Consider the following 13,910-nt stretch of genomic DNA (forward strand, 5'->3'; position numbering starts at 1 on the left):
TATAATAATGAAAAAAAAGGAAGAAAATGAAACTTACCATTAACGGCGATTCAAAAGAGATTAAGGACGGAATCGTTCTTTCAGAGTTATTAATCATTGAAAATGTTGAACAACCTGATATGGTCTCCGTCCAACTCAATGACGAATTTTTAACCAAAGACGAATACCCCACAACCACACTCAAAGAGGGTGATGCCATTAACTTTTTATACTTTATGGGAGGTGGCGCGTGAAAGAGTTTAGCGATGAGGAATTAGAGCGTTATTCTCGCCATATTATCCTCCAAGATGTAGGGATCGAAGGACAAGAGAAGATCGCCAATTCAAAAATATTGGTCATTGGCGCGGGCGGACTTGGTTCACCCGTAGCGCTTTACTTAGCCGCAGCAGGCGTGGGTGAGATCGGCATCGTTGATGGCGATGTGGTCGATCTCTCCAACCTTCAACGTCAAGTGATTCACGCCACAGCCGACATTAGTACACCTAAAGTGCTCTCGGCTAAAGCAAAAATGGAAGCGATTAACCCCAATGTCAAAGTGACCGTTTATCAGAAGTTCTTAGATGCGTCTAACATCTTGGACATCGTCAAAGGGTATGACTTTGTCATCGATGGAACCGACAATTTTTCGGCGAAATTTTTGATCAATGATGCGTGTGTTTTAGCCAATGTCCCTTATTCACATGGTGGCATTTTGCGTTTTGGTGGACAAACGATGACCATTAAACCCAATGAGAGTGCGTGTTACGCGTGTGTGTTTGACAGCCCACCACCTGCCAACGCTATTCCTACCTGCTCTAGTGCGGGTATTTTAGGCGCAGTTGCGGGTATGCTTGGAACGATTCAAGCCGCGGAAGCACTCAAATACATCGTGGGTGTCGGCGAGCCTCTTTACAACCGCCTTTTAACGTTTGATGCGAAAACGATGAACTTTAGAAATGTCAATTTCAAGAAAAACCCTAAGTGTCGCGTCTGTGGTGGCGAAGGAATTAAAGAGATACGAGATTATGAAGCGGTGGTGTGTGAGGCAAAGTTATGATTACCCTACCTCAAAGTGTGTACGATGAGATCGTCGCACACGCTCTTAAAGATACGCCCATCGAAGCGTGTGGTTATCTTGCAGGCATAGAGGGCGAAGTGAAATACGCGATTCCTATGAAAAATACGGACGCAAGTAACGAGCACTTCAGCTTTGACCCGCAAGAGCAGTTTGACGCGTTTAAAAAGACGCAAAAAGAAGGGCTCAGGCTGATTTCCGTGTATCATTCACACCCAGAAACACCCGCACGTCCCAGTGAAGAAGACATTCGCTTGGCGTATGACCCCAATGTTAGCTATATTATTGTTTCATTAGCAGGTGAAACACCAGATATGAAGTCATTTATCATTAAAAACAAAACGGTTGAAAAAGAAGAAATTAACATTATTTAAAGTCCGTAAAGCGCGTTGAAAAATGTAAAACAGCTTACGAAACAACCCTCTATCGACACAGTTGAGACACGATGGGAGCCCCGAAACGCTCCGCTTATTTCTCCCATCGGCTCAAAGTGTCTCTTTCAGGTTATTTCTCCACGTTTTACTTTGAACTGCTTTACTTTATTTACATGTAACGATAAGGAGTTACGATTATGAGCCACTATATTATCCCTCAAATGGTCTATGATGACCTCGAAGTTTTTAAAAAAAACCATGCCGAATTTTTAGCAGGCACACTCGATGACCTGACATTCAAAACGATGCGCGTTCCTTTTGGTGTGTACGAACAACGTGAAGCCAATACTTTCATGGTGCGCATTAAACTCGCAGGCGGTATCCTAACCCCCAAACAGCTTTTAACGCTTGCAGACTTGGCGGAAAAGTACGCGCACGAGGCGATTCACATCACCACACGTGGTGGCGCACAGCTTCACTATGTCAAGATCGAAGATATCATTGACATTATCACCACCCTGCACAGCATTGACCTTAGTGGACGAGGTGGTGGCGGTAACACTGTTCGTAACATTATGGCTGATCCACTCGCAGGTACGGCGAAAGATGAGATTTTTGATGTTTCTCCTTATGCGCTTGCGCTCACGACCAAAATGTTGGAACAAAAAGACTCGTTTGCATTGCCGCGCAAATTCAAAATCACGTTTAGCGGCTCTGAAGCGGATCGCGGATACGCGACGATTCACGATGTTGGGTTTATCGCAAAGATCGAAAACGGTGTCAAAGGCTTTAAACTCTTTGTCGCAGGCGGCATGGGCGCGAAATCTCGCGTGGGCAGTAAATTTCTTGATTTTGTGCCTGAGTCTGAAGTCTTTTTGTACGCCCAAGCCATCAAACAGGTGTTTGACCAAAACGGTAACCGCAAAAACAAACACGCCGCTCGCCTTCGCTTCTTGATCGAAGAGTTGGGCATGGATGAGTTTAGACGACTCGTTAACGTTGAAATCGAGGCTATTAAAGCCAAAGGTGACTGGGAAATGCCCACCACTGAAATCGAGCGTACGGGCGGCGATACCACGCATGAGCCTTTTAGCGTGCCTGAAAACATTTCAAAATGGTGGAACCGTTACGTTTACGCCCAAAAACAAGAGGGGCTTTATGGCTGTAAAGTGCCGATTCATTTAGGCGACATTCACTTTACCAACGCGCGCGCTCTTGCGAATGCCCTGCTTCCCTTTGGTGAAGACGTACTTCGTTTTACAGGCGATCAAAACCTCTATATTCGCAACCTAACAGCGCCTCAAATGGCAAGTTTGCATGACATCTTGATCAACTTTTCCAAAGATGTTTCCAAACCAACGTTTTTTGGCGACATGGTGGCGTGTACGGGGGCGGCGACGTGTCAGCTGGGTATCGCACGTCCTCGTGGTGCAGTCGATGCGATTCAAAAACGCCTTGAAAAACTCTTTGACGAGCGCGACTACGACGCATTGCAAGGCTTTAAAATCCACCTTTCCGGCTGCCCGAACAGTTGTGGCAAACACCTCATTGGCGATCTTGGTTTTTTTGGCAAAGTGCAACGCAATGAAGGCTATTCGTACCCTGCGTACAATGTGGTTGCAGGAACACGCACAAGTGGCGATGGCACAGTATTTGCGCAAAAAGCGGGTGATGTTGCGGCATTTCATTTGCCTGCTTTTGTCGAAGAAGTGTTGGATACATGGCTTTTACATGTAAAAAAATACGAGAGCTTCGCCGACTGGATTGATGATGGCGGACTTAAAATCGTGGAAGAGATTTCTAAAAAATACGTGGAAATTCCTTCATTTAAAGATGATAAAAACCCTTACTTTGACTACAACGCCGTGGAACTCTTCTCCCTAAAAGGAAGAGGCACGGGTGAGTGTAGTGCAGGTATGTATGACCTTATTGAAGCCGATAAAAAAGCCCTCAAAGAGGCGTTGGAAAAAGAGGAAAAAGACTATGAGCTGATTCGTCTTTTGGCCGCTCGTATGCTACTCGTCACACGTGGAGAAGATGCTAGGGATAAAGCAGGCGTACTCAAAGCCTTTAAAACACTTTTTGTCGATACGACACTGCTCAATGCCTACTTTGGCACGATGTTAGAGGGCGATGCGGATGAGAAATCGATCGAGTTGGCAGAAGAAGTTATCAAGCTTTACGAGACAATGGACAATACACTTAAATTTGCCAAAGAGAAAGAGTTGGCAGCGGTTGCAAATGCACCTAAAGAAGAAAAATCAGCCCATTTTAAAGACCTCAGTGGCGTGGCATGTCCGATGAATTTTGTGAAAACAAAAATGGAACTTGCCAAAATTGGAAGCGGTGAAGTTTTGGAAATTTTGCTCGATGATGGTGCACCGATAGACAATGTTCCAAAATCCGTCGCAGGAGAAGGACACAAAGTGGAAGCCACCACCAAAGAGGGCAACGGCTGGCGCGTAAGGATCGTGAAAAAATGAGTACCTTAGGTATCGCGCTTACGCCCAAAAAAACGCTTCTCATTGGTGCAGGCAAAGTCGCTGCCCAGAAAGCGCGCGTGCTCGATAGCCTTGATTTTGCCTATGAAATTGTAGCAACTGAGGTTTTGGATGACTATTTTGCGTCCAAAACCTTTACATGTAAACCGTTTGAGGATACGGATGCTGAAGGCTTTGAGGTGATTATCGATGCTACGGGCAATGAAGTGGTAACCAACCGCCTCGTGGCGTTGAAACCTCAACTTCACTTTTGGCTCAATGTCGTCGATGTCCCCGAACTGTGCGATTTTTACTTTAGCGCGCTCACGCGTCGTGGGGACATTCACGTTTCAGTCAGCAGTGGTGGGAGTTCACCCACACTCGCGCAAGTGATTCGTGACAAAATTGAGCGGATTTTACCACGCGATTTGACCTCTTTGATTGAACGCCTCAAAAACGAGCGCAAAAAGCCCGAACGTGATCTTGAAAACCTTCGAGGCATCGCGAAAGCTGGTGCGGGGAAAGTCTTTTTGATCGGTTGTGGAACGGGCTATGTGGGCAACCTTACATTAGACGCGCTCAATGCGTTTGAACTGCTCGATGTGGCGCTTGTGGATGCACTCGTTTCGCAAGAGATTCGTTCCCTCATTCCGCTTACATGTAAAGTCGTCGATGTCAGTAAAAAGAAGGGGTTTCACTCCAAAAGTCAAGACGAGATCAACGCGCTTTTAGTCGAGTACGCCACACAAGGATTGGTTGTTGGACGACTCAAAGGGGGCGATCCGCTTCTGTTTGGTCGCTTGGGCGAAGAGAAGCAAGTTTTAGCTCAGCATGGCATCGCGTTTGAAGTCATCAACGGCATCACTTCAGCTCTTCGTTCATGCACGGTCTCTGGCATTGTGCCCACGATTCGTGACATCTCCAAAGGTGTCACTATCGTCTCAGCGCACCTAAGAGAAACACTGTTTAATGATGATTGGGTGAGTATTTTAAAACAACCCTTGCACACAGTGATCGTTTTGATGGCGCACAGTTTTGCGAAAAAAATCGAAGATGCCATTGCAAAACAGAACATCGACCCCAACCTTCCCGCGGCATTTGTCTCGAAGATTGACCTAAAAGATCAAATCATCATAGTGGGAACTGTGGGAAAATTGGATAAAATGGCAACATTATGCGCTACACCAGCGGTGCTCATCATCGGTGAGTGTGTCGCACGTGAGAACATTCTACCCGCTGAAAATAGCGGCAAAATTATTTACATGTAAAGGCTAATCAGCTGTCTAAAAAAAGCACAACGGTGCGCGGGCTCGCTGCCGAAGCGAACTCAGCGTTAGCGAAGAGTTCGAAGCTTTGCTTTGAGCGCGTGTCAAAACGTAGGGTTTTTTCGATAGCTGATTTGCATTCAAAAGAAGGATATTTTATGGGATTTACCACCAAAGCATTGCATGCCAAACCTGCACACAAAGACGCTCATGGAGCAATGCGCTTCCCCATCTACCAAAGTTCCGCGTTTGAGTTTGAAAAAGCGGAAGATTTAGAGGCTGTTTTTAAAGGTCAAAAAGCGGGGCACGTCTACACACGCTCGTCAAACCCTTCCATTGAAGAGTTTGAACTCAAGATCAAAGCGATCAGTGGCGCTTTTGGTGTAGTTGCAACAGCAACGGGAATGGCGGCGGTCTCCAATGCACTCTTTGCGCTTTTGAAAAGTGGTGACAATTTTATCACGACGAAGTACCTTTTTGGCAACACGCTCTCTTTGTTTCAAACCCTTTTCAGTGACTTTGGGGTGGAGGTGCGTTATGTGGATTTGAGCGATTTAGAAGCCATTCAAGCGAACATGGATGATAAAACGCGTTTTCTCTTTTGCGAAAGTGTGAGTAATCCGCAACTCATCGTACCTGATTTTAGGACAATAAAAAGCGTTTTAAAAGAACACAATGTGCCTTTCATTGTGGACACAACCGCAACGCCTTGGAATATTTTCGATGCCAAAAAACACGGCGTGGACATTGAGATTATCTCCGCAACCAAATACATCAGCGGTGGCGGGCATGTTTTGGGTGGTTTGATTGTCGATAATGGCACATTTAACTGGAAACATCACGCTAATTTGGCATCGTACTACAAAAAATTTGGACCCAATGCGTTTATGGCGCGTCTTCGCAAAGAGACCTACCGAAATCTAGGTGCGTCACTTTCACCGATGAGTGCGTATATGCTCTCTCTTGGGCTTGAAACGCTTGATTTAAGAGTGCAGAGAAGCTGTCAAAACGCTCTGGCTGTAGCAAAATATTTGCAAGGTAAAGCGGAGATTATCAGCGTGGAGTATCCGTTTTTAGAAAACTCTGTGTACTTTGCCAACGCTTCCAAGCAATTTAGCGGTGGTGGTGGACTTGTGAGCTTTAGCTTTAAAGATAAAGAAGCGACCTATGCCTTTTTAAATCGCCTCAACATCATTAAACGAGGCACAAACGTTCAAGACAACAAATCCTTAGCGATTGCGACGTACCATACGATTTATGCGGAGTATTCGGAAGAGAAAAAAGCGGAATATGGGCTTACAGAAGGGATGATTCGCCTCTCAATAGGCATTGAAGACTTAGAAGATTTGCTGGCGGACATTGACCAAGCTTTAGCCCAATAAGTATGTTTGAGTGAATCAAATTTTTTACATGTAAAGATTAAATTCACTCAAAAGCGGTCGTTTTAAAGTAATAAAAGTAAACATGGGGTAAAATTTCATCGCGCTGGTGTAGCTCAGTTGGTAGAGCAGTTGATCCGTAATCAACAGGTCGGGGGTTCGAGTCCCTTCACCAGCTCCAGCCTCTTCTAAAATTCCCCATGTTTTTAACGCTAAACGTTTAACTTCCCCTGCTTTGTGCTTTTACATGTAACGAAACGTTAAAAGTTTAGCCAAGTCCCTTAGTCGCCCATTTTTGGGTCAACACGAAACGTAAAGACTTTTACTCTTTAGACGTCGAAATGAAATAAAAGAGAAACCATGAAAATTGCACTCCTGATGAGCGGCGGCATTGACTCCAGTTACTCCGCTTATTTGCTCAAAAACCAAGGCCATGAGGTTATTGGTATCTATCTCAAACTCCATGACGATGAGAAAAAACATGCCATCAACATCGCCAACATCGAAAAAGTAAGCCACCATTTGGGCATACAAACCCATGTGATTGATGCCAAAGCGCTCTTTAAAGAGCATGTGTATGACTACTTTGTGAGGTCGTACGAACAAGGGCTTACCCCCAATCCGTGTGCTTTTTGCAATCCGAAAATGAAATTTGGGTTTGCGTTTGAAAAAGCGATGGAGATGGGATGCGAAAAAATTGCCACTGGGCATTACGCACGCGTTGAAAATGGGCATATCAAAGAAGCTTACGATATGTCAAAAGATCAAAGTTATTTTCTTTTTGGGCTTAAAAAAGAGGTGATCGAAAAGATCATTTTCCCACTGGGCGATATGCTCAAAAACGACATCAAACCTATTGCGCTTAAAGAGTTGCCATGGCTTGGTACGCTTGAGAGTTACAAAGAGTCTCAAGAGATTTGCTTTGTCACGGACACTTACATTGAAGTGTTGAAAAAACATATTAACGTTGATCAAAAGGGACTGATCAAAGATGTGAGCGGAAAGGTGATTGGCGAGCACAAAGGCTACATGCACTACACGATCGGTAAACGCAAAGGCCTTACTATTAATGGCGCGCATGATCCGCATTTTGTGGTGAACATTGATGCCAAGACGAACACGGTCGTTGCGGGAACCAAAGAAGACCTACTTCAAACTCAAGTGGTTGCCGAAAATTTCTCTTTAGGTAAAGAGTTTAAAGAAGGTGAGTACGGTGTAAAAGTACGCTACCGAAGTCCCAAAACCAAAGCGCATGTAAAAATTGAAAATGGCAAGATCATCGCCAACCTTAAAGAGGGTGTTTTTGGACTTGCTAGTGGGCAAGCGCTCGTTGTCTACCAAGATGACCTCGTCATCGGCGGCGGTTGGATCGAAGCGTAAAAGAACTAAGAGCCGTTTTACAATGGCTCTTTCTCTTTACATGTAAGCATATGTTCTACTTCCGTAACAGCATAAACCACATAAAGATCGCACTTACAGGTTTTGCAAGTTCCCTCTTTAAATTTTTCTCCGGCATCAGGAGAACTGAGTGAAAAGCCCAAAAGTTTGGCACATTCACAGCTTTCAAAGGCTTTTTCAAAATGCTCTTTAAACAGTTGTACATTGTGATAAAGCGGATCTTTTGGATCACTGGCATTTGTACGTCCTTGAAGCAGTGAAAGAGCCATAACGCCACCACTATATGCACCACAAAGCCCACCGTCGCTGCGAGACAAACCACTTCCAAATCCTGATGCGATAGCAGGAATCAATGGTGAATCAATGCCGTGTTTTTCTGCGATGGTTTTTAAAACTGCTTCACTACACACATAGCCATTTGAAAAATGCTCTAATGCTTTTTGTTCAACCGATTCATTCATCATATTTCCTTACCCAAAAGTGCCACAATTTCATCGACACTTAACAATTTTCCACTACTGACAACTTTACCATCAATAACCAAAGCAGGTGTAGAAGTCACTCCATAATGCATAATTTGCATGAGATCGTCTACCTTTTCTATTTGTGCAAATAGCCCTTTTTGAGCCACCGCCTCTTTTACATGTAATGTCAATGCTTGACATTTAGAACAACCTGTTCCTAAAATTTCAATCTTCATTGTTTCTCCTTAGACGCTTGATACTCCTCTAAAAACTCTTTTGCATTATCCCCACGTAAAAAATCAGCCACTTTCAAAAGCCCATCATTGAGATACTTCGCGTTATAACCATTTTGCACCAAAAAGAGGCGCGCAAGATTAGACCTATCATTATGCGGACATGCGGTGATAATCAGTTTGTCTTTGGGAAGCTCATTTAACCGTTTGGGTAGTTCATTGAGCGGAATATTTTTCGCAAAATTCATATGCCACACTTCAAACTCTTCACGAAAACGGACATCCACTAAAATTGCTTTCCCCTCTTCAATCAGAACCAACATATCCGGTGTTTTGATCTTCATATTTTCACGCTCTTTATAGTCAAAATGCAGAAGATACTCTTCAAAACTCACCTTTTTAAGCTCATCTGCATGAAGCAAACCCATCATCAATAAAACAGCTATCACTACTTTTTGCATATTTTTTTCCTTACGCAACAATGACTTGATCTTTGCCTGCTTTTTTAGCTTCATAAAGTGCGTTGTCCACTTTGTAAACCAACCCATCTTGGCTCTCCAAGCTGCTAAGATGCCCTACCCCAATACTCACCGTAAGAGGTCTTTGTAAAAGACTACTCAGCGCTTTGTCCTCTCGAATAGCTTGGCAAATTTTCTGTGCAATTTCAACACTCTTTTCAGGACTCACATCCACGAAAAGAAGTGCAAACTCTTCACCACCCCAACGTGCTATCATGTCGGAAGAGCGAAGCTCTATGCGCAAAATTTCAGCAACCCTCACTAAAGCTTCATCGCCCACAAGATGTCCAAAGGAGTCATTGACCTCTTTAAAATTATCAATATCAATCAAAACAAGTGTGAGTGAATTGATACCTTTTTTGTAAAGTTTATAGAATTTTTCAAAATGTTCATTAAATTTTCTTCGATTGGCAAGCCCCGTCAGTGAATCTTCACTTGCCATTTTAACAAGCTGTTTTTGATAAATATTGATCGTATAAATAATAATGAGCGTTACCAACAAGGTTACCAAAAGCGAAATCGCTAAATTCGCATAAAATGTTTTCTTAAGCTCCTTAAGATACTCTTTTTTATTAATTTCGACAAAAAGTTGCAGTTTGAGTTTTCCAATGTACTTGGTATTTAAAAGGTATTCACCCTCTTTATTTTTATACTCAAACTGTGTCTGTTCCCCTTTATAAATAGCCTCTTTGATACTTTTTAACCCATCAATATTGGCAATATTGCCACGTTTATTGAGGGCTTGAGAGAAAAGCGTTATCTCTCCTTTTTGATCGACAAAGTAGACGTCATATTTATATTTGGTTTTAAAGGAGTTGAGCATCTTTTCAATGTTGAGAAGGCGCACACCCACACCCGTTACGCCAATCATCTCATTTTTATAGTTCATTACTTTGTAATTGATAAACATGATTAAAGTATCACTTAAATTTGCATTATGATCCAGATTGATTTCATAAGGCTCTGCTTGATCTTTAAAGCGAAAATACCACGCATCGGCACTGTTGTCTTTATTGACAACATCAATAAGCCCTCTAGGATGATAATAGTTTTTGGTTTTATCGGAGACTAAAAATGTGGTAAAAATATCGTATTTTTGTTGGATTTCCGTGAGATAGCGAACAATGCCATCTATATCTTTTTCACCGCTCATCAGCCAGTCTCGTAAAAAAGTATCATGCGACATCAATGAAGAGACCAGTAATGGCTCAATCATGCGCTGTTGAATCTCAGTGTAGATATTGTCAACCGAAAGCGGCAAGGAAGTATTTTGCAGTTGCTCTTGTGTATCATGAACATTTTTCATATAATTGATCACAGAGCCTGCAATGGATACACCTAAAAGCAATCCAGCTATAATCACAACCACTTTAGTTTTTAATCGCATAGTTTCTCCTTGAATACGCGATTATAACACAAAATAGACGACAAAAAAACATCATAACAGTACGTTAAACAGATACCCAACACCCATAATTCCAAGAGCCACAATGCCAAAAAAGAGGGCAATCAGCTTTACATGTAAAATGCGCTTTAAAATCATCGCTTCAGGCAGACTGAGTGCGGTGATCGCCATCATAAAGCTCAGCGCCGTCCCAAGTAACATTCCTTTACTGGTTAACACTTCGATGAGCGGCATCACGCCTGCGGCATTGGAATACATCGGAACGCCCAGTAGTACAGCAAAAGGGACACTGTACCACGCATTGCTTCCTGCATATTTGACGATCAATTCCGTTGGAACATATCCATGAATAAATGCCCCAATGCCCACACCAATCATCACATACAGATAGATTTTCTGTAAAATATCCAGCGTGTAGCCCCATGACTCTTTCACTCTTTTTTTCACCGTCAGTGTAATCTCAACCTCTTTCAAATCACCACTCATGGGTACCACAGGAATTAAGACGTATTTTTCCATCCCTAGTTTGCCGACAATAAAGCCGCCTAGAATGGCAACCAACAGTCCAAAACCAATGTACAGTGCCGTGATTTTCCAGCCAAAAAGCCCAAATAAAAGGGCAATAGCAATTTCATTGTTCATGGGACTTGAGATCAAAAAACTAAAGGTAATCCCAAGAGGAATACGTGCTTGCATAAAGCCTAAAAACAGAGGAATCGCCGAACAACTACAAAACGGCGTAATAATGCCAAAAAGTGCTGCTAAGACATTACCAGTGAACTCACTTTTACCTTGCAAATAGACGCGTACTTTGTCGGTATTAAAATACGTTCTCAAAAAACTCACTGCAAAAATAATCAGCACTAAAAGAATGTAAATTTTCACCGTATCAAAGATGAAAAAATGAACCACTTCTGCTTTTTGTGTCGAAGCATCCAGTCCAAATACCCCATAGACCAGATAATCTACCATCTTTTCCCATACATCAAACATCGCTTAGCTCTTTTTCAATGATAGGCAAAAGCTCTGCTTTAATTGCTTTACATGTAAGAATAAACGCCCCATAATCTTTCCCATCGGGATCGGAAAAGCCAACATGAATTTTTTTAGGAATAGGACGAGGAAACATGGGACAGCTCTCTTTGGCATGATCGCATACCGTGACTACCAAATCGAAGTTTACATGTAAAACCTCATCGAGTGTTTTGGAGTGGTAGTTCTCTTTCCAAATGCCCTCTTCTTCTAAGACTTTTTTCGCATAGGCATTGACATATCCGCTTGCACGCACGCCCGCACTATACGCCTCAATGCCTTTTAAATGTGCGTTTACGAGCGCTTCAGCGATAATACTTCGACAACTGTTGCCCGTACATAAAATCAGTACTTTTTTCATGATCTAGCCTTTACATGTAACAATGATGAAATGGTAGCATAAAATTATCTTTATATCAAGATATATTGATATGTTAGCTCTTAAAGGTAAGCTAAGAGCACAAAATCTATTGCTCTTACGCGCCTAAAAGGGAGCTATAACGGACATCTTCCATGGCACGCCCCGCCCCTAGAATAATATTTTGCAAAGGATTATCCACAACATTGACCGCTATTTCTAATTTGGCAGACAGGTAACAATCGAGCCCTTGCAGCATCGAAGAACCACCTGTGAGTAAAATACCTTGATCATAAATATCTTGTGCAAAGGCTGGAGGAAGTTCTGAAAGCATGCGGTGTGTCAGAGAAACCATTTTATCAACCAAAGGCATAATCGCTTGATGCACATCGTGAGAACTTGCCACAAAGCGCTCAGGAAGGCGAGAGACGAGATTTTTGACATTGATCTGCATCGTTACTTCTTCACGATTGACAAGATTTCCAAGCTCTTTTTTTAAATGTTCTGCATCATTATGCGAGATGAGAATACGCTTGCTCGCTTTAAAATACTCAATAATTGCCTCATCAAGGTCATTGCCAGCAACACGGAGAGACTTTGACATCACAATCCCATTACACGAAAGAAGTGAAATATCGCTCACCCCTGCTCCAATATCCAGTACCAAAACGCCTTTAGGTAATTCTATCGCTTGCATGGAACCAAGCGCGGCAGAGAAAGGGTCTTTGATGAGCATCACTTCACGAGCACCTCCATCTTTACACGCTTCTACCACAGCACCCCGCTCCATCGAATTCAGATCGCTTGGAACACTCACAAGAATCGTTGGCTTGAAAAATCGGCTCTGTGCAATGCGCGCAATGACCTCTTTAATATAGGCTTTTGCAACGGTTAAATTGGCGATTGCCCCTTTGGAAAGGGGATGCATCACTTCGATATGTTGAGGATTTTTACCCCACATTCGCCTTGAAGAAGCACCACTATCAAAAAAAGAACTTCGTTTTGTATCGAATGAAATAGAGGTAGGCTCATCTAAAATAATTCCACGGCTGGGTTGATATACCAATGTATTATTAGTGCCAAGATCAATGGCAAAGGCATTGGAAGAACGAAGGAGAGAAAACATATTACGCCTCTTTTTTAGCTACTGATTTTTTAGCTTTTTTCTTACGACTGTAAATATTAATCGACTCAACAGCAAGAGAAAATGCCATCGCGAAATAAACATAGGCTTTTGAGATATGAAGCCCAAACCCTTCAGCAATAAGCGTCACACCAACTAAAATCAAAAACGAAAGTGCTAAGATTTTAATCGTAGGATTGGCATCAATAAAATCAGAAATAGCCTTACTTGCGAACATCATCACTCCTACCGCAAGGACAACGGCCAAAATCATAATGATAATATTGTTTGCCATACCCACAGCAGTAATGACAGAATCCAGAGAGAAAACGATGTCCAAAACAGCAATCTGAATGAGTGTATTAAAAAAGCCACGTGAACCTTTTTTAAGCTCTTTTTCCTCTTCCCCTACCTCTTCAATGTCTTGGTGAATCTCTGTTGTTGACTTGGCAAGGAGAAATAGACCTCCCACAATTAAGATGAGATCGCGTCCTGAAATAGGATAGGAAAAAAGAGTAAAAAGGGGCGTTGTTAATTTCATAATCCAAAAGAGTGAGAGAAGGAGCATGATCCGCGTGATCATCGCAAGACCCAGTCCAAAAATCCGACCTTTATCTCTTTGATGGGCAGGCAAGCGGCCTACGAGAATAGCAATAAAAATAATATTATCAATTCCAAGAACAATTTCCAAAGCCGTTAATGTCAATAACGCCATAAGTGCTTCGGCAGTAAATAGCGATTCGAGCATAATGCACTATCCTCTTTTTTTCCTTTTATTGTACCTACATTTGGGTATAAGTCTTCTTAGTAACCATCTTGTTAAGCAA

General features: G+C 42.6%; 15 protein-coding genes and 1 tRNA gene. 8 read left to right on the forward strand and 8 right to left on the reverse strand.

Annotated elements, in window-relative coordinates:
* Window positions 1-26 precede the first annotated feature (26 nt).
* From thiS to mnmA, 8 genes are all read left to right on the forward strand, one after another.
* Entirely contained in the window at window positions 27-233 is a 207-nt protein-coding gene (gene thiS / locus FA584_RS13465) for a sulfur carrier protein ThiS (RefSeq protein ID WP_096047645.1), read from the forward strand.
* On the forward strand, window positions 230-1,036 hold the full coding sequence (locus tag FA584_RS13470; RefSeq protein ID WP_167749802.1) for a HesA/MoeB/ThiF family protein: 807 nt from the start codon (window positions 230-232) through the stop codon (window positions 1,034-1,036). Before thiS ends, FA584_RS13470 begins: the two co-directional genes overlap by 4 nt.
* Window positions 1,033-1,428 (forward strand): M67 family metallopeptidase, encoded by a 396-nt coding sequence (locus FA584_RS13475; protein ID WP_167749803.1) that lies wholly within the window; start codon window positions 1,033-1,035, stop codon window positions 1,426-1,428. The genes FA584_RS13470 and FA584_RS13475 overlap by 4 nt, the downstream gene beginning before the upstream one ends.
* Before the next feature lie 197 nt (window positions 1,429-1,625).
* On the forward strand, window positions 1,626-3,911 hold the full coding sequence (locus FA584_RS13480) for a ferredoxin-like domain-containing protein (protein WP_167749804.1): 2,286 nt from the start codon (window positions 1,626-1,628) through the stop codon (window positions 3,909-3,911).
* Complete coding sequence (cobA, locus tag FA584_RS13485; protein ID WP_167749805.1) at window positions 3,908-5,176, forward strand: uroporphyrinogen-III C-methyltransferase; 1,269 nt, start codon at window positions 3,908-3,910, stop codon at window positions 5,174-5,176. Before FA584_RS13480 ends, cobA begins: the two co-directional genes overlap by 4 nt.
* Window positions 5,177-5,331: 155 nt before the next feature.
* Window positions 5,332-6,555: an aminotransferase class V-fold PLP-dependent enzyme gene (locus tag FA584_RS13490; protein ID WP_167749806.1), complete on the forward strand. Its 1,224-nt coding sequence runs from the start codon at window positions 5,332-5,334 to the stop codon at window positions 6,553-6,555.
* A 102-nt stretch (window positions 6,556-6,657) separates the two neighbouring features.
* Window positions 6,658-6,733, forward strand: a tRNA-Thr gene (locus FA584_RS13495).
* Window positions 6,734-6,912: 179 nt separating this feature from the next.
* Entirely contained in the window at window positions 6,913-7,932 is a 1,020-nt protein-coding gene (gene mnmA, locus FA584_RS13500; protein ID WP_167749807.1) for a tRNA 2-thiouridine(34) synthase MnmA, read from the forward strand.
* 17 nt (window positions 7,933-7,949) lie between these two features.
* On the opposite strand, the gene FA584_RS13505 is transcribed toward mnmA, so the two are convergent.
* From FA584_RS13505 to FA584_RS13540, 8 genes are all read right to left on the reverse strand, one after another.
* Window positions 7,950-8,411, reverse strand: coding sequence for a C-GCAxxG-C-C family protein (locus FA584_RS13505; RefSeq protein WP_167749808.1), 462 nt, complete (start codon window positions 8,409-8,411; stop codon window positions 7,950-7,952).
* On the reverse strand, window positions 8,411-8,650 hold the full coding sequence (locus tag FA584_RS13510; protein ID WP_167749809.1) for a thioredoxin family protein: 240 nt from the start codon (window positions 8,648-8,650) through the stop codon (window positions 8,411-8,413). The genes FA584_RS13505 and FA584_RS13510 overlap by 1 nt, the downstream gene beginning before the upstream one ends.
* On the reverse strand, window positions 8,647-9,108 hold the full coding sequence (locus FA584_RS13515) for a rhodanese-like domain-containing protein (protein ID WP_096047654.1): 462 nt from the start codon (window positions 9,106-9,108) through the stop codon (window positions 8,647-8,649). Before FA584_RS13515 ends, FA584_RS13510 begins: the two co-directional genes overlap by 4 nt.
* Before the next feature lie 10 nt (window positions 9,109-9,118).
* Complete coding sequence (locus FA584_RS13520) at window positions 9,119-10,552, reverse strand: sensor domain-containing diguanylate cyclase (RefSeq protein WP_167749810.1); 1,434 nt, start codon at window positions 10,550-10,552, stop codon at window positions 9,119-9,121.
* A gap of 51 nt (window positions 10,553-10,603) precedes the next feature.
* On the reverse strand, window positions 10,604-11,563 hold the full coding sequence (locus FA584_RS13525; protein ID WP_167749811.1) for a permease: 960 nt from the start codon (window positions 11,561-11,563) through the stop codon (window positions 10,604-10,606).
* Complete coding sequence (locus FA584_RS13530) at window positions 11,556-11,963, reverse strand: arsenate reductase ArsC (protein ID WP_191342060.1); 408 nt, start codon at window positions 11,961-11,963, stop codon at window positions 11,556-11,558. Before FA584_RS13530 ends, FA584_RS13525 begins: the two co-directional genes overlap by 8 nt.
* Window positions 11,964-12,078: 115 nt before the next feature.
* The gene (locus FA584_RS13535; RefSeq protein ID WP_167749812.1) at window positions 12,079-13,086 is read right to left on the reverse strand and encodes a rod shape-determining protein; all 1,008 of its coding nucleotides are present in this window, start codon (window positions 13,084-13,086) and stop codon (window positions 12,079-12,081) included.
* 1 nt (window position 13,087) lies between these two features.
* The gene (locus FA584_RS13540; protein ID WP_096047659.1) at window positions 13,088-13,831 is read right to left on the reverse strand and encodes a TerC family protein; all 744 of its coding nucleotides are present in this window, start codon (window positions 13,829-13,831) and stop codon (window positions 13,088-13,090) included.
* Window positions 13,832-13,910: the final 79 nt, after the last annotated feature.

Origin of the sequence: Sulfurospirillum diekertiae, from assembly GCF_011769985.2 — a bacterium.
GTDB classification, from domain to species: Bacteria; Campylobacterota; Campylobacteria; order Campylobacterales; family Sulfurospirillaceae; genus Sulfurospirillum; species Sulfurospirillum diekertiae.